The 21370-nt window shown below is 69.2% G+C and carries 17 protein-coding genes; 8 read left to right on the plus strand and 9 right to left on the minus strand.

The genetic code is table 11. The annotated features are described in order from the left end of the window. The first annotated feature begins 113 nt into the window (after positions 1 to 113). The gene (locus tag B0293_RS36490) at positions 114 to 1553 is read left to right on the plus strand and encodes a DNA polymerase ligase N-terminal domain-containing protein (protein ID WP_052014486.1); all 1440 of its coding nucleotides are present in this window, start codon (positions 114 to 116) and stop codon (positions 1551 to 1553) included. Positions 1554 to 1569: 16 nt separating this feature from the next. Here B0293_RS36490 and B0293_RS36495 read toward each other — a convergent pair whose 3' ends face one another. From B0293_RS36495 to B0293_RS36505, 3 genes are all read right to left on the minus strand, one after another. Beyond that, on the minus strand, positions 1570 to 1923 hold the full coding sequence (locus B0293_RS36495; protein WP_005159033.1) for an STAS domain-containing protein: 354 nt from the start codon (positions 1921 to 1923) through the stop codon (positions 1570 to 1572). Between the two features lie 75 nt (positions 1924 to 1998). Further along, positions 1999 to 3507 (minus strand): CYTH and CHAD domain-containing protein, encoded by a 1509-nt coding sequence (locus B0293_RS36500; protein ID WP_005159034.1) that lies wholly within the window; start codon positions 3505 to 3507, stop codon positions 1999 to 2001. Positions 3508 to 3578: 71 nt separating this feature from the next. Continuing rightward, positions 3579 to 4436, minus strand: a complete 858-nt coding sequence (locus B0293_RS36505; protein ID WP_039918489.1) for a helix-turn-helix domain-containing protein — start codon at positions 4434 to 4436, stop codon at positions 3579 to 3581. A 490-nt stretch (positions 4437 to 4926) separates the two neighbouring features. Between B0293_RS36505 and B0293_RS36510 the strand changes: the two genes are divergently transcribed. Beyond that, a complete protein-coding gene (locus B0293_RS36510) occupies positions 4927 to 6057 on the plus strand; it encodes an erythromycin esterase family protein (RefSeq protein ID WP_039918492.1) in 1131 nt (376 codons plus the stop codon). Positions 6058 to 6232: 175 nt separating this feature from the next. Here B0293_RS36510 and B0293_RS36515 read toward each other — a convergent pair whose 3' ends face one another. Beyond that, the gene (locus B0293_RS36515; RefSeq protein WP_005159038.1) at positions 6233 to 9199 is read right to left on the minus strand and encodes an AfsR/SARP family transcriptional regulator; all 2967 of its coding nucleotides are present in this window, start codon (positions 9197 to 9199) and stop codon (positions 6233 to 6235) included. An 85-nt stretch (positions 9200 to 9284) separates the two neighbouring features. Then, positions 9285 to 9995: a DJ-1/PfpI family protein gene (locus B0293_RS36520; protein ID WP_005159039.1), complete on the minus strand. Its 711-nt coding sequence runs from the start codon at positions 9993 to 9995 to the stop codon at positions 9285 to 9287. Positions 9996 to 10093: 98 nt separating this feature from the next. On the opposite strand from B0293_RS36520, the gene B0293_RS36525 reads away from it, so the two are divergent. From B0293_RS36525 to B0293_RS36535, 3 genes are all read left to right on the plus strand, one after another. Next, complete coding sequence (locus tag B0293_RS36525) at positions 10094 to 11071, plus strand: GlxA family transcriptional regulator (RefSeq protein ID WP_039918495.1); 978 nt, start codon at positions 10094 to 10096, stop codon at positions 11069 to 11071. 41 nt (positions 11072 to 11112) lie between these two features. Continuing rightward, positions 11113 to 12549: a YibE/F family protein gene (locus B0293_RS36530; RefSeq protein WP_005159041.1), complete on the plus strand. Its 1437-nt coding sequence runs from the start codon at positions 11113 to 11115 to the stop codon at positions 12547 to 12549. A gap of 83 nt (positions 12550 to 12632) precedes the next feature. Further along, positions 12633 to 12905 (plus strand): hypothetical protein, encoded by a 273-nt coding sequence (locus B0293_RS36535; protein ID WP_245191969.1) that lies wholly within the window; start codon positions 12633 to 12635, stop codon positions 12903 to 12905. Here B0293_RS36535 and B0293_RS36540 read toward each other — a convergent pair. Further along, entirely contained in the window at positions 12877 to 13533 is a 657-nt protein-coding gene (locus tag B0293_RS36540; protein ID WP_039918498.1) for a hypothetical protein, read from the minus strand. The two genes, B0293_RS36535 and B0293_RS36540, sit on opposite strands and share 29 nt — an antisense overlap. Further along, positions 13533 to 14141, minus strand: a complete 609-nt coding sequence (locus B0293_RS36545; protein ID WP_005159045.1) for an MBL fold metallo-hydrolase — start codon at positions 14139 to 14141, stop codon at positions 13533 to 13535. Before B0293_RS36545 ends, B0293_RS36540 begins: the two co-directional genes overlap by 1 nt. Before the next feature lie 156 nt (positions 14142 to 14297). Here B0293_RS36545 and B0293_RS36550 point away from each other — a divergent pair, with 156 nt between their 5' ends. Together B0293_RS36550 and B0293_RS36555 are read left to right on the plus strand one after the other, a co-directional pair. Further along, positions 14298 to 15155, plus strand: coding sequence for a peptidylprolyl isomerase (locus B0293_RS36550; protein ID WP_005159047.1), 858 nt, complete (start codon positions 14298 to 14300; stop codon positions 15153 to 15155). A 1-nt stretch (position 15156) separates the two neighbouring features. Further along, positions 15157 to 15942 carry an aminotransferase class IV family protein gene (locus B0293_RS36555; protein ID WP_005159049.1) on the plus strand — a complete coding sequence of 262 codons (786 nt, stop codon included), beginning with the start codon at positions 15157 to 15159 and terminating at the stop codon, positions 15940 to 15942. Positions 15943 to 16261: 319 nt separating this feature from the next. On the opposite strand, the gene B0293_RS36560 is transcribed toward B0293_RS36555, so the two are convergent. After that, positions 16262 to 17041, minus strand: a complete 780-nt coding sequence (locus B0293_RS36560; protein ID WP_039918501.1) for an enoyl-CoA hydratase/isomerase family protein — start codon at positions 17039 to 17041, stop codon at positions 16262 to 16264. Between the two features lie 126 nt (positions 17042 to 17167). On the opposite strand from B0293_RS36560, the gene B0293_RS36565 reads away from it, so the two are divergent. Beyond that, positions 17168 to 19006 (plus strand): PPC domain-containing protein, encoded by a 1839-nt coding sequence (locus B0293_RS36565; RefSeq protein WP_005159053.1) that lies wholly within the window; start codon positions 17168 to 17170, stop codon positions 19004 to 19006. Here B0293_RS36565 and B0293_RS36570 read toward each other — a convergent pair. Next, positions 19003 to 21333: a RelA/SpoT family protein gene (locus tag B0293_RS36570; protein WP_005159055.1), complete on the minus strand. Its 2331-nt coding sequence runs from the start codon at positions 21331 to 21333 to the stop codon at positions 19003 to 19005. The two genes, B0293_RS36565 and B0293_RS36570, sit on opposite strands and share 4 nt — an antisense overlap. Positions 21334 to 21370: the final 37 nt, after the last annotated feature.

Consider the following 21370-nt stretch of genomic DNA (forward strand, 5'->3'; position numbering starts at 1 on the left):
AAGGCCCCTTTTCCCACTTTCACGGTGGGAAAAGGGGCCTTCGTCGCCCGTGTGGACCGTGAACGGCGCTAGGCTTGCGTGACCGGATCCGGAGAGGGGTGCGCTGGCCGACCATGGCGGAGAAACTCGGCGACTACCGCCGTAAGCGCAGACCGGGGCGGACTCCCGAACCCCTTCCTGAGCGCGACGGGGAGACCGGGTCCGACGATCTCTTCGTCATCCAGGAACACCACGCGAGCAGCCTGCACTGGGACGTCAGGCTCGAACGGGACGGCGTGCTGGTCTCCTGGGCGGTGCCCAAGGGCCTGCCGATGTCGCCGGATCTCGAACGCCTCGCCGTGCACACCGAAGACCACCCGATGGAATACCTCACCTTCGAAGGCGAAATACCCGCCGGCGAATACGGCGGTGGCACCATGACGATCTGGGACACCGGCCGGTACGAAACACTGCACTTCAACAACCACAAGGTCGAGGTCGTCTTCCACGGGAAACGGGCTCGCGGGAAATACCTGTTCCTCAATGTGAAGAAGGACGACAACGATCGCGGCTGGCTGCTGAAACGGCTCGATCCCGCCGAACCGGGGCGCGTGGAACTCCCCTCGTTCATCGCTCCGATGCTGACCAAACCGGGACGTCTCCCCTCCACCGGCGAAGACGCGCAATGGGCCTACGAATTCGACTGGTCCGGGCGCCGCACCCTGATCCGCGTGTCCGGCGGCCGGATCACCGCGTACGACGATTCGGGGGACGACGTCACCGGCCTGTACCCCGAGTTCCGCGGGCTGGGCGAGCAGCTCGGTGCCACGGAAGTCTTCCTCGACGGAGAAATCGTCGTCTTCGACGGCGGGAAGCCGAGTCCGGAAGGGCTCGGGCACCGCGCCCGGGCGACGAAGACCTCCGCGAAGCGGCTCACCGCCCGGTATCCGGCGTTCTACCTGGTCGACGATCTTCTGCATCTCGACGGTCGTTCCTGTGTCGACTCGTCCTACGTCGAACGGCGGGAGCTGCTCGACGAAATCGGTCTCGCCGGGCCGCACTGGCAGGTCCCCCGGTACTACCTCGGGGACGGCGGTGCGGTCGCGCGGGCGGCCCGCGAACACGGGCTCGCCGGCATCGTCGCCAAACGGGCCGACTCCGCCTACCACCCGGGAAAACGGACCGGGGACTGGCTTTCCATCACCGGGACCAGGGTCCAGCAGGTGGTGCTGGGCGGCTGGCGGCCGGGTGGCGGCAGCCGGGCGCGCACGTTCAGTTCGCTGTTACTCGGCGTCCCGCACGAGGACGGCTTGCGGTACATCGGAAACGTCGGCGTCGGCTTCGCCGCCGACGAGTTGGAGGAACTGTCCCGGCGGCTGTTCCGCTTGGAGCGCAAGACATCCCCGTTCGACTCCGTGCCGGACAAACAGGCACGAGACGCACACTGGTCGCGGCCGACCATCGTCGGTGAGGTCGTCTTCGGCGGCTGGACCGAGGCGGGCTGCCTGCGCAACCCACGCTGGCGTGGTCTGCTGCCGGAAGTCAGCGCGGAAGACGTCGAACCGAACGGCTAGACTTACAGGACACGGCCTAGAGCCGCACGTCCTCGACGTCCCACCGGACATCGAGGTCGGCTCCTACCCCGCTGACATCCAGGATCCTTGACACCAAAGCGGTTTTGACGATCACCGAGAACCGCAGTGCCGCGGCGTTGGCCTCCTCGAGCGCGTGCAGTCCGGCGCAACTGAGGAAGCCGACGCCGGAGAGATCGAGGATCACTTGCCTACCCGTGCCACACGCACCGGTGAGTTCGGTGCGGAACCGCCCGATCGTGGCCGCGTCGATCTCCCCCACCGCGGTGAGGACGATGACGCCGTCATCGCGGCGGCTGGTGGTCACGGCCAGGGGCGGCGGTTCGCCGGGTACGCGCTGGCCAGGCAACATTGGGGGCGCCTCTCTCCAGACCACCAAGTCCTCCCGACGGTACTCACCAGAGGCGGGAGGTCAACCCGGGCTACCTCATTTGAGCCATTTCGGTCGAGAACCTTTACTCAGCCCTTGCCATTCCCCGGTGAAGCGCCGGTGCGCCGCCTCCGCGGCGGCGACGGAACGACCGTGCAGGAGGCCGTAGGTGAAAGCGTTTTCGGCCTCGGCGTAGGCGCGGAGACCGAGAAGCCGCAGCGCCTCCCGGGTCACCACGACGTCGTGATGCGTACCGAGGGTGGTCTGCACGGCCTTGACGTTCTTTCGCCATTTTCGAAGCTTCTTGCCGGTCACCGGGCGGACCGTGTCCGCGGCGTACCGGGCACGCTTCGCCTTCTTGCGCACCTCGTGCAGCGCGGCGTCCTGCTCCGGGCCGGGCTCGAGTCCGCTCGCCGCCGCGACCGCCTCTCGCAGCTTCCGCTCCGAACGCGCGACCGCCTTGCGCAGCTCTTTCTTGCCGTCCTTGATCTTCCGCGGCTTGGCGACGAGCTTTTCCAGTGATCGCAACAGGTCCGTGTATCGCTCGCTGTCGAGCGCCCGGACGGCCCGTGCCTTGGCTTCTTCGGCCTCGCGGGCGAAGTGCCGCGTCATCAACTGCTCGACGTTGCCCAGCACCAGTTCGGCAGGAAGCGCCGTGACCTCTTCGTGCAACCGCGCGGCCATCACCTCGGTGTCCCGTGCCGGTCCGAGTTCGCCACCGAGCCAGCGGAGTTCGACGGCGAGCCCGTTCGCGACGTCGGCGTCCAGGGAGCGGCGGAACGTTTTCAAGCCGCTCCTCAGCCGCCTGCTCGCGACCCGCATCTGGTGCACCGCGTCTTCGACGTCCCGGCGGACCCCGACGTCGTTGCGGCGCAGCGCGTCCAGCTGTTCAGCGAAGTAGTCCACCAGTACCGAGCCGGACGCTCCCCCGGACGACGGCACGAGGTCGTCGGTCAGCCGCCGGAGCTTCGACGGCCACCGCGACCGCTCCGCACCTGCCTTCACGACAGCCCTGTCCAGACTGTCGAGCACTTTCGGATCGGTGCCGGGTGTGAGTTCGATTTCGAGCTCCCGCCAGCGGTCGAGGTGCGCCTTCTCCCCGCCCGCCTCGCCGGTGACGACGTCGTCGGTCAGCGTCGCGACCTCGCGCCCTTTCGCGTCGAGCAGGGCATACGACGTGCGTTCGGTGCGCAGGTGCGCGGCCTGGACGAGTTTGGCGCCGAGGGTGTGCGCCCGGACCAGTTTCGCCAGCGCGCCGGGCACCTTGTCCGGCTTGCCCGACAGCGGGAGCCGGAGTTCCTCGCGTTTGTCCGCGCTGACGGGCAGTTTGAGATGCCAGCCCTCGTCGCTTCCGCCGAGCCTGCGCCGCAGCGTGATGCCCGCCTGCGCGAGCCGGAAGTCGGCGGTGTCGAAGTACGTGGCGTCGAGGACGTCGACCCTCGGATCGGCCTGGTTCGTCACGGGACCGGCCGGGACCAGCGGCGGGATGGGCCTGTCCGCCGCCAGGTCGTACTTCCGCTCGATCTCCGCCTCGGCGACCAGGGCACCGTCCTGCGTCTTCGTCACCACGTCCTCCTTCTCCTCGGCTACCCGGAACGATTACCCCAGGAAGAGGCGACGGGAAACCCCGGATCGGGTCACTCGTCCATCCGGTCGTACCGGTCCGCCCATTCGGCGAGGACCTGACGGGACCTTTCTTCGGTCAGGGTATCGCTTTCCAGGCGCGCGACAAGCGAATAATACGCTTCGACAGCCACCCTGTCGTCGATGAACATTCCGGCCGCGTAGGAATCCGTGTACACCACCGCCGGATGCTCCGTGAATTCCATGATGGTGAAAGAATTCTCGATGGTTCTGCCGACTTCGTTGCTTTCCGGGACGATCCGGATGGAGCAATAGGGCAGGTTCGCCGACAGGACCAGGTGGAGCAGCTGCTCGTGCATGATCCGGGGACCGCCGACGACGGACCGCAACGCGCGTTCGTGGATGTGGAACCGGCACCGCGGCGGACGATCCTGTCGCAGCAGCCGCTGCCGGTCCATCCGGGCGTTCACGGCCTGGTCCAGTTGAGCCTGGCCGCGGTTGCCGATCAGCTCGTAGGCGGTGCGGGCGTACGGTTCGGTCTGCAGCAGCCCGGGGAGCGTCAGCGACTCGTAGCGCACGATGGTGTGCGCGAGATTCTCCTGTATCGCCAAGGATTGTGTCGGTTCGACGAGCTCGTCGAAGTACGGCCGTACCCAGTACAGGTCTCCGCCGGGCTGCGTCAGTTCCAGCAACAGGTCGCGCTCGGGCTCCGCCTCGCCGCAGCTCGCGAGGTACAGCGCCGCGTCCACCACGGACAGCTCGCGCAGTCCTTGTTCCCACCTCGTGACCTTGCTCTGCAACCAGCCGTTACGGCGGCTGACGTCGGCTCCGCTGAAGTGCCTGCGCTGCCGGAACGCCTTCATGCGGTGGCCCAGTTCCCGGGTCCGCGCCGTCGAATCCTTCTCAACCATGCGGAACAAAGTAGAGCGGAACTCCGGCCGCGCAGTGATTGCCACGCGGTAATTCACCTCAAGTGTTGATAACTTGCGCTCGCGCATTCCCGCGAAGCGCTGCTTCGCGGGCGAAGCACCTTCGCGCGCGAAGGGTTCTTTAAGTTTATAGCGGAAGAATGAATGGGGAGCCAGCTATTCGAAAGTGGATTTATTGCGCCACCGGGAGAACCACCCCGCTCGCCTCGCCCCTCGCGACGAGTGGTCCGGGGGCAGACCTTTGCTGTACATGAAGGCCCCTTCCTTGCGCTAGGCGCAGTGAAGGGGGCCTTCATGTACTTCGGGGTGGCGTGAAGGTCGAGTTTCCTCGGCTGAGCCGCGTGAAGGAGGCCTTCACGCGCGACACGACCACCCAGCCCACACCTAACCCACGTTTGAAGCTTCCCGGCACCCCAACACCCGAAACACGATTAAAGTTTCAACCGCGACATCAACGATACGCTTGAACCTCATGAGTCAAGACATCCGAGACTTCGTGACCCCTTCCTGCGACCTGCTCGGCCTGGGCGAGCCGACGCACGCGACGCCGGTCTTCGCCGAGGTCCGCAACGCACTGTTCGCCCAGCTCGTCGACCGCGGCTTCCGCTCGATCGCCCTCGAAACCGATCGTGTCGCCGCGCTCGTCGCGAACGACTACGTCCAGGACGGGACCGGAACGCTCGACCTCGCGATGAGCGAGGGCTTCACCCACGTCTTCGGCACGGTGGAGGCGAACCGGCGGCTGATCGCGTGGATGCGCGAGTACAACGACGGCCGCACTCCCGCGGAACGCCTTTCCTTCCACGGCTTCGACACCCAGACCGAGAACACCTCCGCGCCCAGCCCGCGGCGCTACCTCGAGTACGCCCGCGACTTCCTCGGACTCGACGTCGACATCGCGGGTCCGGCGGGCGACGACGAACGCTGGAGCCGCACCGAAGCCGTCATGGACGCGGCTTCGTCGGTCGGCGCAACGGCGGACGCCTATCGGCTGCGCGCGATCGCGGCCGACCTGCTCGCCACGCTCCGTTCGCGGAAACCGGAACCGACCACGGACGCGTGGTCGCGGGCGGAACTCCACCTCATGGCGGGGATCGATCTGCTGCGCTACCACAGGCAATGCGCCGAACCCCTGGAGCCGAGCGAGCGGTACATGCCCCTGGTCGCGACCCGGGACGCCATCATGGCGCGGAATCTGCTGGAGATCCGCGCCGCCGAATCCGGACGTGGCAGGACGCTGGTCTTCGCCCACAACCTCCACCTGCGCCGCCAGTCGAGCACGATGCGCATGGCCGGAACGGACGTCACCTGGTTCCCCGCCGGCGCATTGGTGGCTCCGCTGCTCGGCGATCGCTACACCTTCGTGGCGACCAGCCTGGGCAGTTGCGAGCCCATAGCGCTTCACGAACCCGAAGCCGAGACCTACGAAGGGTTTCTGCAGAAACACGTCACCACGCCTTGGGCCCTGCTCCCCGCGTCCGATGTCCCGCCCGCGAGCGTCCGGACCGACCCTGTTCAGCGGCAGGGCTACTTCCCGCTCGACCAAGAGATCCTCGCCGACGCGGACGCGCTTCTGCACGTCCGTGACCAGGACGCGGCCTAACCGGCGAACCGGGTGACGCCTCCTGCCCTCGGAAGGCGTCACCCGGCCACGAGCACGCGCCGCCACCCCCAGTTCCGCGATTTCGCGGCGGCGCGAAGTCCGCTCACCTGAGCGAGAGTCAACACACCGGGGCCATAACTTCGCCAAACTCGGCGGCCTGTGGTCCCTCGCCGGGCTATGCCGGGGTCACGCCGAAGCGGATCTTCGTCAAGGCTTCACGAGCCCGATCCCGCTGGCGTCCGCCCGTGTCGACGGCGGAAAGGTCCTTGAGCGCGCGCAATTCCCACACCGGGAATCCCAGTTCACGGAACAGCCCCGCGGCGGTACGAAGCCCTTCGGCGGCTTCGGTCGCGACGCCTTCGTCCGCCCGTAGACGCCCGAAGCTGAGCAAGGCGTATCCGCCGCCCCGGCGGTCACCGAGCTCGCGGAAGGTGCTCATCGCGAGTCCCAGATGCTCCGCCGACCGGGCGTGCTCGCCCGCAAGCCGCAGAGACTCGCCGAAACTCCGATGCGTGTACGCGGCGGCGTGCCGATGCCCGACGTCCTCGAACAGCTCCAGCGAACGCGAAAGACAGCGTTCGCTCTCCCCCGCGTCGCCCGCCTTCGCGTGGAGATCACCGAGACTGCGCAGGACGTGCGCCTCCCAGTGGCGTTCACGCGAGCTGCGGGTGCCGCTCAGCGCGCTCGTCAGCAGATCACCGGCCTCGTCCAGGCGATCGTGCCGCCGGAGGACGTCGGCGTACCGCTTGGCGGATCGGTCGTGCTGCTGCCTGTCCTCGCAATGCAGCGAAAGGAGCAGACTCGCGTCGAAGCATTCCTTCGCCAGCCGGAAGTCGCCGAGGTCGTCCCAGAGCGACCCGAACTGGGACGACGCCATCGCCTGCCCGGCGAGGTCACCGCAATCCCGCAACAGGTCCAGCGCCTCCCGCAGCGCGCCGACCGCCGAGTGGGTCCGGCCGGAATCAGCGTCGACGTCGGCGAGCGCGACGAGCGCGGCCCCGGTCCCCCGCGGATCGCCCGAGGAGCGGAACCGGGCCTCGGCCAGTGAGAAACACGTCCTCGCCCGTGCCAGATCCCCCGCGTCGGCGTGGGAATGCCCGAGCTTCAAGAGTTTCTCGGCCTCGGCGGGAAGGTCGAGACGAGCGCGCACGATGTCGAAGCCGAGCCAGGCGGGCGAACCCCCGTTCCGGGGACCGACGAGGTCGCTGTAGGCGTCGGCCAGCCGCGCGGTCAGCTCGGTCCAGCCGTGGTTCTTCGCGGTCCGGACGGCGAGCGCGAGGTTCGCGGACTCCGTGGCGCGCCAGCCGATCGGATCGGCCGCGACCCGATCCGAAGCCACCGCCGGCGCGTCGAAGGGCCGGGGCGGCGGGTACTCGGCGCCGAGTACGGCGGACGCGTGTTCGGCCAAAGCCGCCATGACCGTCAGCGCACGCCGGAGCGCTACGGGATCCGGCGGTTCCCGGTGCGCGAGCCGGACCAGTCCCGGCAGCCGGTACCGGAGGAAACCGGCCTGATCCGGCTCGGCCCGCAGCAGATGATCGTCCGCCAGTTCGTCGAGCAGATCGGCCGCCTGCCGAGACGAACAGCCCAGCAGAGCCGTCGCGAACCAGTCGGCGGCCTCGGTCGCGCCGGGAAAAGTGAGCAATCGCAAGGAGTTTCGCTGCCCCGGCGAAAGCTCGGCGAGGGCTTCGGCGAGCACCGGGCGGACCGCCAGGTCTCCGACGGCGAGTTCGTCGAGGCGCAGGCGCTCGTTCTCCAGCCGCGTCGCGAACTCGGCGACCCGCAGTCTCGGCCGCTGCACCAGCTTCATCCCCGCCACCCGCACGGCCAGCGCGAGCCCGTCGCAGCAGGCCAGCACCCGGCGGACGGCGTCGGGTTCGGCGGACAGCCGCTCCTCCCCGGCGATCGCACCGAGCAGTGCGCGCGCTTCGGCGTAGGACAGCGGACCGGCCTCGACCGGCTTCGCGCCGACGAGCCCGGCCAGCCGTCGTCGCGTCGTGACGATCGTCGCGCAACCGGGACCGCTCGGCAGCAACGGCCGAACCTCGGCCTCGGACCGGCAGTTCTCGAGGACCACCAGCAGTCGCCGGTCCGCGGTGTGGCTCTGCCACAACGAAATCAACCCGGCCCGGTCGGCGGGGAGTTCCGTGTCCGCGAGGCCGAGCGCGCGAAGGAATCCCGCGAGCACGTCGCCGGTCTCCCGCAGGTCGGCGACGAGCTGACCGTCCGGGAACCGCTTGCGCATCCGCCAGGCGGCTTGGACGGCCAGCGCGCTCTTGCCCGCTCCCGCCGCGCCGTGCACGACGACCGGCGCGGGAGTCCGCAGTGCGCGGACGACGTCCGCGAGTTCGTCCGCCCTGCCGGTGAAATCCGGTGTCGCCAGGGGAAGACGGCACGGTGGGCCGCCCGCCGACCAGCCCGTTCCGGCGATCCGGCGGTGGATCGCGAGCAGGCCCTCCCCCGGTGAGACACCGGCTTGCTCCCACAGCGCCTGACGGCACCTGTCGAGGACGGCCAGTGCGGCGTCCCGCCGTCCGAGTCCGTGCAGCGCCTCGGCGAGCCACCCGGACAGGCGCTCGTCACCCGGCCGAGTGGCCAGCTCCGGTCCCAACCGGTCGGCGACCGCTTTGTGGTCTCCGGCCGCCAACTCCAGCTCCACGAGTTTGCCCAGTACGGAACACCGCTGGTCTTCGAGCCACAGCCGGTGCGCCTCCACCAGCGGACCGGCCGGGACGTCGGCGAACGCCCGGCCGCGCCACAACCCCAGTGCCCGTTCGAGCAGCGCCCTGCGTTCGGCGCCGGTCGCGGTCGCGGCAGCGGCGGCCAGTCCGGAGAAACCGGTGACGTCCAGCTCCCCTTCCGACACCGTCAGCCGGTACCCGCCACGGCCCGCCCGCAGCCGCTGCCGGACGTCGTCCACCGGCACTCCGGGTGACAACGCCTTGCGCAGCTTGGAAATCGCCATCTGCACGACCGCGGCGGCGCTCGACGGCGGGTCCCGCGGCCAGAGTTCGTCCACGAGGGTGTCCCGGTGGACGAACTCGTTCGGCCTGGTCAGGAGCACGGCGAGCACCCGCCGGGGCTGAGCCGCCGACGGGAGCGGGACGGAGGCCCCGAGCGGGCCGAGCACCTGGAACTCCACGGACCACCTATCACCTGGACGGATGACCAGAATGTAACCCGGCGCTGTCCCCGTTTCGGCGGTTTCTCACCCGGATGGCCGCCCCTCACTGCCCGGTGTGCGCGAGCAGCTTGTCCCTCAGGGCGGGTTCGTCCGCGAGCGCGTCGTTCAGTGTGTGTTCCAGCAACGGCTTGAGGTCCCCGTACGGCCGCTTCGACCAGTCGAGCGGGCCCTGCGGCGGCTCCGGGTCGTACTCGATGACGAACTGGATCGTCCGCGCGATCTCGGCGCCGACGAGCCGCTCGACCAGGTGCAGCGCGAGGTCGATCCCCGCCGACACCCCGGCGGCGGTGATCACGTTCCCGTCCTCGACCCAGCGCTCGGCGACCGGCTCCGCCCCGAACGCGCGCAGGAACTCCCGGAACATCCAGTGCGTCGCGGCCTTGCGGCCCTCCAGCAGGCCTGCCTGCCCCAGCAACAGCGATCCGGTGCACACCGAGGTCACGAGTTCCGCGTTCGCCCCGGCGGTCCGCAGGTAGCCGACCAGCTTCTCGTCGGCGAGCGCCTTCAGCGTCGGCGCGGCGCCGCCGGGCACGAGCAGCGCGTACGGCGACGGGACCTCGTCGTAGGTGTGGGTCGCCACGAGCTTCAGCGGGTTGTCGGTGGTGACCGGTTCCTTCGTCTCGCCGACCACGACCGTCCGGTACTCCTGCGCCGAACTCGCCATCCCGTCCAGCACGGTCAGCGGTCCGACCATGTCGAGCGGCGTCATCCCCGGGTACACCACGAACGCGATGATCTTCTTGTCGTCTGTCATGGGACAACGGTGTCGCAGGGACGCCGCCGAGGCGGGCCGGATGTCCGGATTCCTGCGAACTACGTCCGACGGCCGGGCGCTACTGCTAGCGTTCGATCATGCCGGGTTCACCCAGAAGAGTGTTGATCGTCGGCTACAGCAATGCCGAGATGCTCGATATCGCCGGTCCGGCCGACGTTCTGGACGCCGCGACCAAACTCGGCGGCAAGCCGGGCTACGAGATCATGCTCGCCAGCGTCGACGGCCGCGGCATCCGCTGTGAGTCCGGGCTGACGCTGCAGGCACAGCACCGGCTCGACCAGGTGACCGGCGAACTGGACACGCTGATCGTCGCGGGCGGCACCGGGCACGAGGCCGCCGCCGCCGATCCGCGGTTCGTCACCCACATCCGCAGGCTCACGCAGCACAGCCGTCGCGTCGCCTCGGTGTGCACCGGCGCCACCGTGCTCGCCGCGTGCGGGCTGCTCAACGGGCGCCGCGCCACCACCCATTGGCGGTTCGCGAACCGGCTCGCCACGAACTATCCGCAGGTCAACGTCGACCCGGTGCCGCTGTACGTGCGCGACGGGAACGTCTACACGGCCGCGGGCGTCACCAGCGGGATCGACCTCGCCCTCGCGTTCGTCGAAGACGATCACGGCCCCAGCCTCGCCAGGGAGGTCGCCCGCATGCTGGTCACCTATCTGCAGCGACCGGGCAATCAGGCGCAGGTGAGCATGTTCCTGTCCGGTCCGCCGCCGGAGAACCGGCTGGTCCGCGACATCACCGCGTACGTCGCCGAGCACCTGGCGGGTGATCTCGGCACCACTGTCCTCGCCGAGCGGGCGGGCATCAGCACCCGGCAGCTGACCCGGTTGTTCGACGCGCATCTGAGCACCACGCCCAGCAGGTACGTGCGGGCGGCGAGGACCGAGAACGCGGCGAAACTGTTGTGCGGCACCGAACTCCCGCTCACGTCGATCGCGCGGCGGTGCGGCTTCGGGTCGACCGAAACCCTGCGCCAAGCGTTCCTCGACCACTTCGACACCCCGCCTTCGGCCTATCGCCGGGTCCACCTCAGGCAGGCGTTCGGCTAGGCCGTGTGCGGCACGCGGCACGGACTGTGGAGGATGTGCGAGTGAACCGCCGCGACATCTCCGACGACGACACCGGCCCGATTCGCCGGGTAACGGACACCCCGTCCGATCGTTCGCCCGGAACGTCCCGTTCGCCGCGCCGGACCCCGCCGCCGGAGGGCACGCGACGTCCCCGGCCGCCGGGCCAGCGGCCCCGATCGGCCGAACCGGGCAAGCGACGCGCGCCCGAGCCGAAACCGGAACCGAAGCCCGAGCCCAAAGCCGAGCCGGTCGGACACGGTCACGGGCACTCGCACGGTCACGGTCCCGCCGCGCCCGCGTCGCGCCGGGTCCGGCTGCTGCTGATGTGGCTCCTGGTCCCGCTCGCCGTCGCGACCGTCGCCGGCATGATCCTGCTCTACCCGTGGGGCAAGGATCCGGCGAAAAGCGTGTTCCCCCAGGGGACCCCGGTGAGCGCCACGGTCACCGCGACGATCACCGGACCGTGCCTCGCCGAAGGCCAGGTCCAGGTCGGCGAACCGCCGCCGGACGCGAAACCGTGTCTCACCAGCGAAGTGACGATGACCGACGGCCCCGGGGCCGGGAAGCCGCTGAAGCTGACGCTCCCGATCGAGCCGAGCACGCCGCGGTTCGCCGCGGGCGACAAGGTGGTGCTGTCCTACAACGGCGGCGACGTCGCGAATCCCGCGTCGTTCCAGATCGTCGACTTCCAGCGTGGCACGCCGTTGCTGCTGCTCGCCGGGCTGTTCGCGCTCGCGGTGATCGTGCTGGGCCGCTGGCAGGGGCTCGCCGCGCTGATCGCGCTGGGGCTGAGCTTCCTGGTGCTGGCGCTGTTCGTGCTGCCGTCGATCCTCGCCGGGGAAAGCCCGTTGCTGGTGGCGATCGCGGGCGCGGGGGCGATCATGTTCGTCGCGCTGTACCTGACGCACGGGCTGTCCGCGAGAACCTCGGTGGCGGTGCTGGGCACGCTGGTGAGCCTGATCCTGATCGGTGTCCTGTCGGCGATCTTCTCGGCCGCGGCGTCGCTGACCGGGCTCGACGACAGCACCTCGCAGCTGATCGGCTCGCTCGGGCACGGGATCGACGCGCGGGGGCTGCTTCTGGCGGGTGTCGTGATCGGCGCGCTCGGTGTGCTGGACGACGTCACGGTGACGCAGACGAGCGCGGTGTGGGAACTGCGGCGGGCGAACCCGTCGCTCGGTTGGCGCGAGCTCTACGGCGCGGGCCTGCGGATCGGCCGTGACCACGTCGGCTCGGCGGTCAACACCCTCGTGATGGCGTACGCGGGGGCGGCGTTGCCGGTGCTGCTGTACACGTCGCTATCGGGGGTCGGTCTCGGCTCGATCCTCGGCGCGGAGGACATCGCGCAGGAGATCGTGCGGACGCTGGCCGGCAGCGTCGGCATCGTCGCGGCGGTCCCGGTCACCACCGTGCTGGCCGCGCTGATCGCCTCGCGGGAGCCTCAAGAGTCCCTGTAGTCACAGGCACCCCAAAGGGCGAGTCCCCCTCGCGATCACGGGCCGGAGTCGGGTACGAAGAGGCCGCACCCGAGGTTCGCCGCGTGATCGGAGGGGCCATGTTCGACGCCGTTTTCGCCGTCCCGAGGCAGCTGACCGCCGTCGCGCGGCGCGTACTCGTCTCGACGCTGCAAGCCGTCGAGGCGGTCCCGAAGATCGCCGCCGCGGTCGACGACGTGCGGGCGACGCTCAAGCACTCCGAGCGGCTGGCCACCTTCGCCGCGGGCGAGCTGCCGGAGATCGTCTACCAGCTCGAAGAGATCAAGGCGCGGCTGGAGAAGCTGGAAGCTAGTCGAGTGTCGCCACGAAACGGCTGACGGCCTCCATCGTGAACCGCTGGATGTACTTCCCGCCGGGTGCCGCCGAGGCCAGCCGGTAGAGCGGCCGTTCCGCCGCCGCGTCCCCGCGCGCCTCCGACTTCAGCTGCGCCACCAGCAGTTCCGAGAACACCAGGCCGTTCGCGTCGGTGTTGTTCAGCAGCGCGTTCGCCAGTTTGCGCAGCTGCAGGATGCCGAGTTCGCGGCCGCCCGCGCCGGAATACACGGCCAGGTCGACCTTCGCCACCTTGCGGCGTTTGCCCGCGTTGACCAGCAGGCTGACCGTCCGGGTGCCGCGCACGTCGCTGATCACCAGGTCGATGCGCTCGGCCGCGGTCAGGTCGATCCGCCGGACACCCCACGTCCGCACGATGAGCGTTTCGCCTTCGAGCCAGATCCGGCGGCGCAGGTTGTACAGCATGATGTAGACCAGCGGCACCGCGATCACCCCGGCGACCACGAGCCCGGCGATCTCGCCGCCGATCAGCCCGGCGATCCCGCCGAACGCGGCCGCGAAGATCACCACGCCCGCGATGCTGGAGCAGCCGCGCCTGCGGCGCAGTTTGGGGTCGTCGTGGAACAGCGGGAGACGCTCAGGGGTCTCGGGCGTCCCGGTCGGCTCTGTCATCACGCGCCCGTCCCGGCCAGGAACGGGTTGCCCGCCCGCTCCTGCCCGATCGTCGTGGCCGGGCCGTGCCCCGGCAGGACCACCGTGTCGTCCGGCAGGGTCATCACCTTGGTGTCCAGTGACCGCACGAGTTCGCCGCCGTCGTCGTCGGACCGGCCGATCGAACCGGCGAACAGGCTGTCCCCGGTGAGCACGATCCGGCCGCCTTCGGCCGAGGTCAGCCCGAAGACCACCGAACCGGCCGTGTGTCCCGGTGTGCGGGACACCGTGATCTCCAGCCCGGCCAGCCTGAGCGGGCCATCGACGAGTGGCACGATCCCGTCCTTCCGTTCCCCGGCGCCCGGCTCCAGGAGCGGCCGGTCCGCCTCGTGCAGATAGAGAGGTATCCCGTGGCGCGCGCCGACCTCGTCCGCCGAGGCGACGTGGTCCGGGTGGCCGTGGGTGGCGAGCATCGCGACCGGCGTCAGGCCGTGTCCGGAAAGTGCGGCTTCGAGCGGTTCGCCGACGTCCTCGCCGGGATCGACGATCACGCACTCCTTGCCGCCGTCCGCGGCGAGCAGGTAGCAGTTGGCTTCGAGGGGGCCTGTCGGAAATCCGACAACCAGCACGAAACGCCTCCTCAGATCTTCCGCCGAACAGGTGACAGGATGGCCCTGATCACGATCAAGTAAGCCTAGCGGCCCCTCTACGGGGGCCTCACAGGCTGTGCCCATAGACTTCCGCTACCTCAGACGTGTGACATCGAGTGGAAACCGGGAGGGCGGGTGCCGACCAACCAGCAGCGCCGCGAAGCCGCGAAGCGCAAGCTCGAGCGACAGATCGTGCATCGGGCCGAGAGGGCCAAGCGACGCAAGATCGTCGGCTCGGTGGCGGTCGTCGGCGTCGTCGCGATCGTGGCAGGCGCGGTGTGGTGGATCGTCAGCAGTAGCAGTGGTGACGACGCCGCCTCCGACGCTTCCCCGAGCTCGGCTCCTCCGACCCCCGAGGTCACCATCCCCACGGAGCGCACTCCGATGCCGAAGCGGCCGACGCCGCTGGCAAACCCGGTGACCTGCGACTACAAGGACGACGCCAGCAAGCAGGCGTCGAAGAAGGTCAACAAGCCGGAGGGCGCGGGCGTCTCCTCGAACGGCACCGTGAACGTCGTGCTGAAGAGCACCGCGGGCGACATCCCGCTGACGCTGGACCGGGGGCTCGCGCCGTGTGCCGTCCAGAGCTTCATCAGCCTCTCGCAGCAGGGCTACTTCAACGACACCAAGTGCCACCGGCTCGGCACCACCGGCCTGCAGATGCTGCAGTGCGGTGACCCCGAGGCCAGCGGCATGGGCGGCCCGGGCTACACGATGCCGGACGAGGCGTTCAAGGAGATCAAGTACGGCCGCGGCATCCTCGCGATGGCGAAGACGCAGCAGCCGAACTCCGGCGGAAGCCAGTTCTTCATGGTCTACGGCGAGGCCGAACTGCCCGCGGACTACTCGGTCTTCGGCAGCATCTCCGACGAGGGCCTGAAGGTGCTCGACAAGGTCGCCAAGGCGGGCGCCAACGCGCAGGCCGGCAACGGCGACGGGACCGGCCCGCCCAACACCGAGGTCAAGTTCACCGGCGTCACGGTCAACGGCTGACGTGAAGTTGGAGATCAACGGCGCGCCCGCCCGGTCGGAAGACCTGGCGGGCGCGTTCGGTTATGCCCACTTCACCGCGATGCAGGTCCGCGACGGCAAGGTCCGCGGTCTGGACGTCCATCTGGACCGGCTCGTGACGAGCACGCGGCGGCTGTTCGCGAGCGACCTCGACACCGAGGCGGTGCGCGGATACGTCCGGCAGGCGATCCAGGGCGAGGACGCGCTGTCCGTGCGGGTGCTGATCTTCTCGCGCGCGATGGACTGGTCCGATCCCGGCGCGCCCGCCGCCCCGGACGTCCTCGTCCGGACCGCACCGCCGAAGGACCACGAGCTGACACCGCTGCGCCTGCGCTCGGTGCGCTACGAACGGGTGCTGCCGGAGGTCAAGCACGTCGGCGGGTTCGGCCTGGTCCACCACTCGCGCGAGGCGATGATGGCGGGCTACGACGACGCGGTGTTCGTCGACTACCAGGGCCGGATCAGCGAGGCGTCGATCTGGAACGTCGGCTTCCTCGACGGCGGCACGGTGGTCTGGCCGCAGGCCCCCGTACTCGACGGGATCACGCAGCAGCTGATCCGTCGCGGCTTGACGCGTCACGGGGTCCCGCAGGAGACCCGCGATGTCCGTCCGGCGGATCTGCCGGGATTCGACGCCATGTTCCTGACGAACTCGGAGTCGGTCGGCTGGCCGGTGGCGTCCGTGGACGACGTCGTACTGCCGTTCGCGCCGGAGGCTCAGCGGATCCTGACCGAGGCGTACGAGAGCAACCCCTGGGACGAGATCTAGCCGGCTCGCTCTGGGTCGGTGAGTATGTCCCGAGCGCCACGCCTGGGACGCTCACCGTCTCGAACGTGGCGCTCGGGACCGTACTGCCTGGCGCTCGGTACGGCAAATACGAGGGCGAGCTCGCGATCTCGGCGGTGGAGGTTCCCAATGTCGCATTTGAGACGGTCAGCGTTTCAAATGCGACATTGGGAACCTCCACCCATGCGGACCCATTCAGGCTGCGCCACGAAGACCCTGCCCTGAAGCCAACGTAGAAGACCTGCTCGACAAGAGACTCGATCACGCCATATTTGGCTTGTCCCTGACTAAATGCGCGGCCTCAGCGGTAGGTGAACTTCGGCGGCCTCCGCGCGAGGAAGGCGGCCACACCCTCGGCGTAGTCCTCGCCGTGCAGGGCGCCGAGCCGGATCTCGTCCACCTCGGCGTCGGATTCCTGTTGTCCCGCGACGATCTTCTCGATGATCCGGTTCATCCCGCGCACCGACGCCTGCGACCGCGAAACCAACGTCTCGACGAACTTCGCCGTCGACGCCTCCAGCTCGCCGGCCGGGAAGACTTCGTTGAGCAGGCCGATCTCCCGCGCCCGCCGCGCGTCGACGAGTTCGCCCGAGAGCAAGAAGTACTTCGCGTGCGCGGGGCCGACCAGTGAGACCAGCCGCCGGGTCGAGTCGAAGTGGTAGACGATGCCGAGCTTCGCCGGCGTGATGCCGAACCGCGAGCCCTCCGCGGCGAACCGGAAGTCGCAGGCGACCGAGATCTGGCAACCGCCACCGATGCAGTTCCCCTGGATCATCGCGACCGTCGGCTTCCGCGACGCCGTCAGCGCCGCCACCGCGCTGTCGACGGCCTTGTCGTAGGTCTCGGCCGCGTCGGCGGTGGACCGCAGGTCACGGAACTCGCTGATGTCCGCGCCCGCCGAGAAATGCGCGCCCGCGCCGGTCAGGACCAGGACCTTGATCGCCGGGTCCGCCTCCACCCGCGCCACCACGTCCGGGATCGCCGACCACATCCCGTAGGTGATCGCGTTCATCTTCTCCGGCCTGGTGAACGTCAGCCGCGCGACCTCGCCGTCGCGAGTGAAATCGAACCCGTCAGTCATGTTCCGCACCCTAAGTGCGCGCCTCCACCCGAACCAGCCGGATGTGGCCAACAAGCCTCCGAAAGGCGGCTTGCAGCGCGTTCCCCCTGTGGTTTTCTGGTCGTCCAACGAGCTAGGGGGAACTCGATGGCCGGACGCGTGCTCGGAATTCTCACGACCGTCTTGCTCACTTCGGCCCTGCTGAGCGGCCAGTCCGCGGCGGAGCCCGGACGGATCCAGCCCGACCCGCTGCTGATGTTCCCGTATCGCCCGGTGACGGCGGACTGGGCCGCCGTCCTCCGCGACCGAGCGGCGAAGACCCAAGCGCGATCCCAGGCATCGGCTCAGAACCCGTTGCCTTACAAAGAAAAAGAACCACCCGGAACCAGCGGCGCCAACGATTCCCTCGCCAAAGCCGAACACATCACCGGATTCGGTACCCGGCGCACCGAGAACTCCAAGGTCCGGCTGACCGGCGACCTCAAGCCGGACGCCTCGATCCCCACGCTTCCGCCTGCCGCCGAGCCCAGCGACGCGGTGGGTCTCGCGAGCGAAACCGGGGTCGGCGTCACCCGCCGGGCCGTCCGCACGACCGGCATCATCGGCGACGGGCCCTACGGCAGCGCCGGTGACGGCACGGGTGACTTCGACTTCTACCGCTTGAGTGCGGGAGCCGCCCCGGTGACGTTCACGGCGCGGACCCTCACACCGACCGGCGATCTCGACACGCTCCTGGCGCTGTACGACAAAGACGGCCTGTGGGCGATCAACGACAACGCCGGCGGGTCCACCGACTCGGCGCTTTCGTTCACCATCCCGCCGGGCCGGGAGTTCTTCCTCATGGTGGGCTCCGGTCTCCCCGCCGACCCGAAGAAGCCGGGCACCGGCGCCGGTGTCCGGACCGAGGGGCCGTACGACCTGACGATCACCAGCGGCCTCAGCGGTGGCGACCTCGACTACTACTCGTTCGACCTGCGTGCCGGGGACGTGCTGGGCGCGTCGGTGGCGGGCGGCGGGACACGGCTGGTGGTGTACGACCCGGCCGGGCGAGAGGTCTTCGGTTCCTCGCAGGACGCCACCTCGATCTTCTCGACGGCCTCTCCGATGCCCGGCGGCGGCAACGCCGTCGTGGACTTCGTGGCGCCGAAAGAGGGCCGCTACCGGCTCGGCGTCGAAGCGGGCGAAGGCGCGTACGACATCAAACTAGAAGCGTTCCGTCCCGGCACGGAGACCGCTCCGCGCGGCAGCGTGCACACGATCTTCCTCGACTTCGACGGCGCCAGGGTCAACACCTCGATCTTCGGCACCGGTGGCGGTATCCGCGATCTCTCACCGCTCTCGGCCTTCCTGCCGCGTTGGGGTCTCACCGCCCGCGACGAACGCGCGCTGACGGACGCGATCGTCGCCACCGTCAAGGAGAACCTCGAACGCGACCTCGTCGCCAAGGGCACCAACCCGAGGTTCGCGCTGCGTGTCCTCAACAGCCGGGACCACGCGGATCCCTGGGGACAGCCGAACGTGAGCCGGGTGGTCGTCGGCGGCACCACGGTCGAGTCCGGTATCCAGACCATCGGCATCGCGCAGTCCATCGACGCGGGCAACTTCGGCAAGGAGGAGACGGCGCTGGTCCTGCTCGACGAGATCAGCACGCCGCCGGGGCCAGCCTGGTCGCTCAACACCTACGTCGGGCCGGGCAGCGACAAGATCGCGTTCGTCGGCCGCGCCGTCGGCAACATCACCAGTCACGAGGTGGGGCACATGTCGGGCAGCTGGCACACCGACCCGGCCAACGCCGTACCCGGGATCATGGACCCCGGCGGGAACCCGGCGGTGATGTTCGCCGTCGGCCCCGACGGGATCGGCGGCACGGCCGACGATCCGGACCTCGACCTGGTCGAGGAAGGGATCAGTCCGGCCGAAGGCTTCACCGGGATCGAGGACACCCTCAACCGCAGCGCCTGGGCCTTCGTCCGGGGAACCGGCTAGGACGCCGAGGTCACCCGATAGACGTCGTAGACACCTTCGACGCCTCGGACCACCTTCAGCACGTGTCCGAGGTGCTTCGGGTCGCCCATCTCGAACGAGAACCGGCTGACCGCGACCCTGTCGCGTGACGTCGTCACCGACGCGGACAGGATATTGACCTTCTCGTCCGCGAGGACCTTGGTGACGTCCGAAAGCAGGCGGTGCCGATCCAGCGCCTCGACCTGGATCGCGACGAGGAACACCGACGATGCCGACGGCGCCCATTCGACCTCGACCAGCCGCTCGGGCTGCGCCGTCAGATCGTCGGCGTTGGTGCAGTCCGTCCGGTGCACGCTGACACCGCCGCCACGGGTGACGAAACCGAGGATCTCGTCGCCTGGGACCGGCGTGCAGCAGCGGGCGAGCTTGGCCCAGACGTCGCTGGCGCCCTTCACCACGACACCGACGTCGTTCGAACCACGCCGCCGGGTGACCGTGGACGGTGTCGCGCGCTCGGCGAGTTCTTCTTCCGCCTCGTCGACGCCGCCGATGAGCGCGACCAGCCGTTGCACGACGTGCTTCGCGCTGGTGTGGCCCTCGCCGACGGCCGCGTACAGCGAGCTGATGTCCGGGTGCCGCAGTTCGGTGGCGACCGCGCCCATCGATTCGGCGGAGACCAGCCGCTGGATCGGGAGGCCGACCTTGCGGACCTCCTTGGTGATGGCCTCCTTGCCGCCTTCGATCGCCTCGTCGCGGCGTTCCTTGGCGAACCACTGCCGGATCTTCGCGCGGGCCTTGGGCGAACCGGCGAACTGCAGCCAGTCGCGGCTCGGGCCCGCCGTCTCGGCCTTCGAGGTGAAGATCTCGATGACCTCGCCGTTCTCCAGCTTGCGCTCGAGCGCGACGAGCCTGCCGTTGACGCGGGCGCCGATGCAGCGGTGCCCGACCTCGGTGTGCACGGCGTAGGCGAAGTCGACCGGGGTCGAATCGACCGGCAGCGTGATCACGTCGCCCTTGGGCGTGAACACGAAGATCTCGCGCGAGGCGAGTTCGTAGCGCAGGGACTCCAGGAAGTCGCCCGGGTCCGCGGCTTCACGCTGCCAGTCGAGGAGCTGGCGCATCCACGCCATCTCGTCGACGTCCATGGCGTTCCCGTTGTGGGTGCCCTTGGTCTCCTTGTACCGCCAATGCGCGGCGATGCCGTACTCGGCGGTGCGGTGCATCTCGTAGGTACGGATCTGCACTTCCAGCGGCTTGCCGTCCGGGCCGATCACCGTGGTGTGCAACGACTGGTAGACGCCGAACCGGGGCTGCGCGATGTAGTCCTTGAACCGGCCGGGGACCGGCTGCCACAGCGCGTGGACGACACCCATCGCGGCGTAGCAGTCGCGGACGTCCTCGACCAGGATCCGCACGCCCACCAGGTCGTGGATGTCGTCGAGGTCGCGCCCGCGGACGATCATCTTCTGGTGGATCGAGTAGTAGTGCTTCGGCCTGCCCTCGACCTTGGCGGTGATCCGCGAGCCTTCGAGGTTGCCGGTCAGCTCCGTGATCACGGACCGCAGGTACGTGTCGCGCGAAGGCGCGCGATCGGCGACCAGGCGGACGATCTCGTCGTACTTCTTCGGCTGCAGGATGGCGAACGCCAGGTCCTCCAGCTCCCATTTGACCGTCGCCATGCCGAGCCGGTGCGCCAGCGGGGCGAGGACTTCCAGGGTCTCGCGCGCCTTGCGGGCCTGCTTCTCCGGCGGCAGGAAGCGCATCGTGCGCATGTTGTGCAGCCGGTCGGCCAGCTTGATGACCAGCACCCGCGGGTCGCGCGCCATCGCGATGACCATCTTGCGGATGGTCTCGGCCTCCGCGGCCGTGCCGAGTTTGACCTTGTCCAGCTTGGTGACGCCGTCGACGAGCTCGCCGACCTTCTCCCCGAAGTCGGCCTTCAGGCTCTCCAGCGAGTAGCCGGTGTCCTCGACGGTGTCGTGCAGCAGCGCCGCGACCAGCGTCGTGGTGTCCATGCCGAGTTCGGCGAGGATGGTCGCGACCGCGAGCGGGTGCGTGATGTACGGGTCGCCGGACTTGCGCCGCTGCTCCCGGTGAAGCTCCTCGGCGACGTCGTAGGCGCGCTGGAGCTGCGCGAGGTCCGCGTTGGGATGCAGCTCGCGGTGGATGACGGCGAGCGGTTCGAGGACCTGCTTGACCGGCGCGGCGCGCTGCGCGGTGATCCGGCGGGCGAGACGGGCACGGACCCGGCGCGTCGCGGACGGCGTCGGCGCGGCCCCCTGTCGCCCCGCACCGTTCTGCTCGGTGCCGTCCTTCGAGGACACCGCGGCATCGAGCTCTTGGCTCACCCGCACCTCCTGCGCTTCGTGCGGCCTTCGGACGTCA

The organism is Amycolatopsis azurea DSM 43854, assembly GCF_001995215.1.
Classification (GTDB): Bacteria; Actinomycetota; Actinomycetes; order Mycobacteriales; family Pseudonocardiaceae; genus Amycolatopsis; species Amycolatopsis azurea.

Excerpts from the sequence above, each read along its gene's own strand:
- B0293_RS36525 (WP_039918495.1), top strand. The coding sequence starts at position 10,094 with ATGCCGGGTTCACCCAGAAGAGTGTTGATCGTCGGCTACAGCAATGCC.
- B0293_RS36560 (WP_039918501.1), bottom strand. The coding sequence starts at position 17,041 with ATGACTGACGGGTTCGATTTCACTCGCGACGGCGAGGTCGCGCGGCTG.
- B0293_RS36495 (WP_005159033.1), bottom strand. The coding sequence starts at position 1,923 with ATGTTGCCTGGCCAGCGCGTACCCGGCGAACCGCCGCCCCTGGCCGTG.
- B0293_RS36490 (WP_052014486.1), top strand. The coding sequence starts at position 114 with ATGGCGGAGAAACTCGGCGACTACCGCCGTAAGCGCAGACCGGGGCGG.
- B0293_RS36565 (WP_005159053.1), top strand. The coding sequence starts at position 17,168 with ATGGCCGGACGCGTGCTCGGAATTCTCACGACCGTCTTGCTCACTTCG.
- B0293_RS36540 (WP_039918498.1), bottom strand. The coding sequence starts at position 13,533 with ATGACAGAGCCGACCGGGACGCCCGAGACCCCTGAGCGTCTCCCGCTG.
- B0293_RS36505 (WP_039918489.1), bottom strand. The coding sequence starts at position 4,436 with ATGGTTGAGAAGGATTCGACGGCGCGGACCCGGGAACTGGGCCACCGC.
- B0293_RS36510 (WP_039918492.1), top strand. The coding sequence starts at position 4,927 with ATGAGTCAAGACATCCGAGACTTCGTGACCCCTTCCTGCGACCTGCTC.
- B0293_RS36520 (WP_005159039.1), bottom strand. The coding sequence starts at position 9,995 with ATGACAGACGACAAGAAGATCATCGCGTTCGTGGTGTACCCGGGGATG.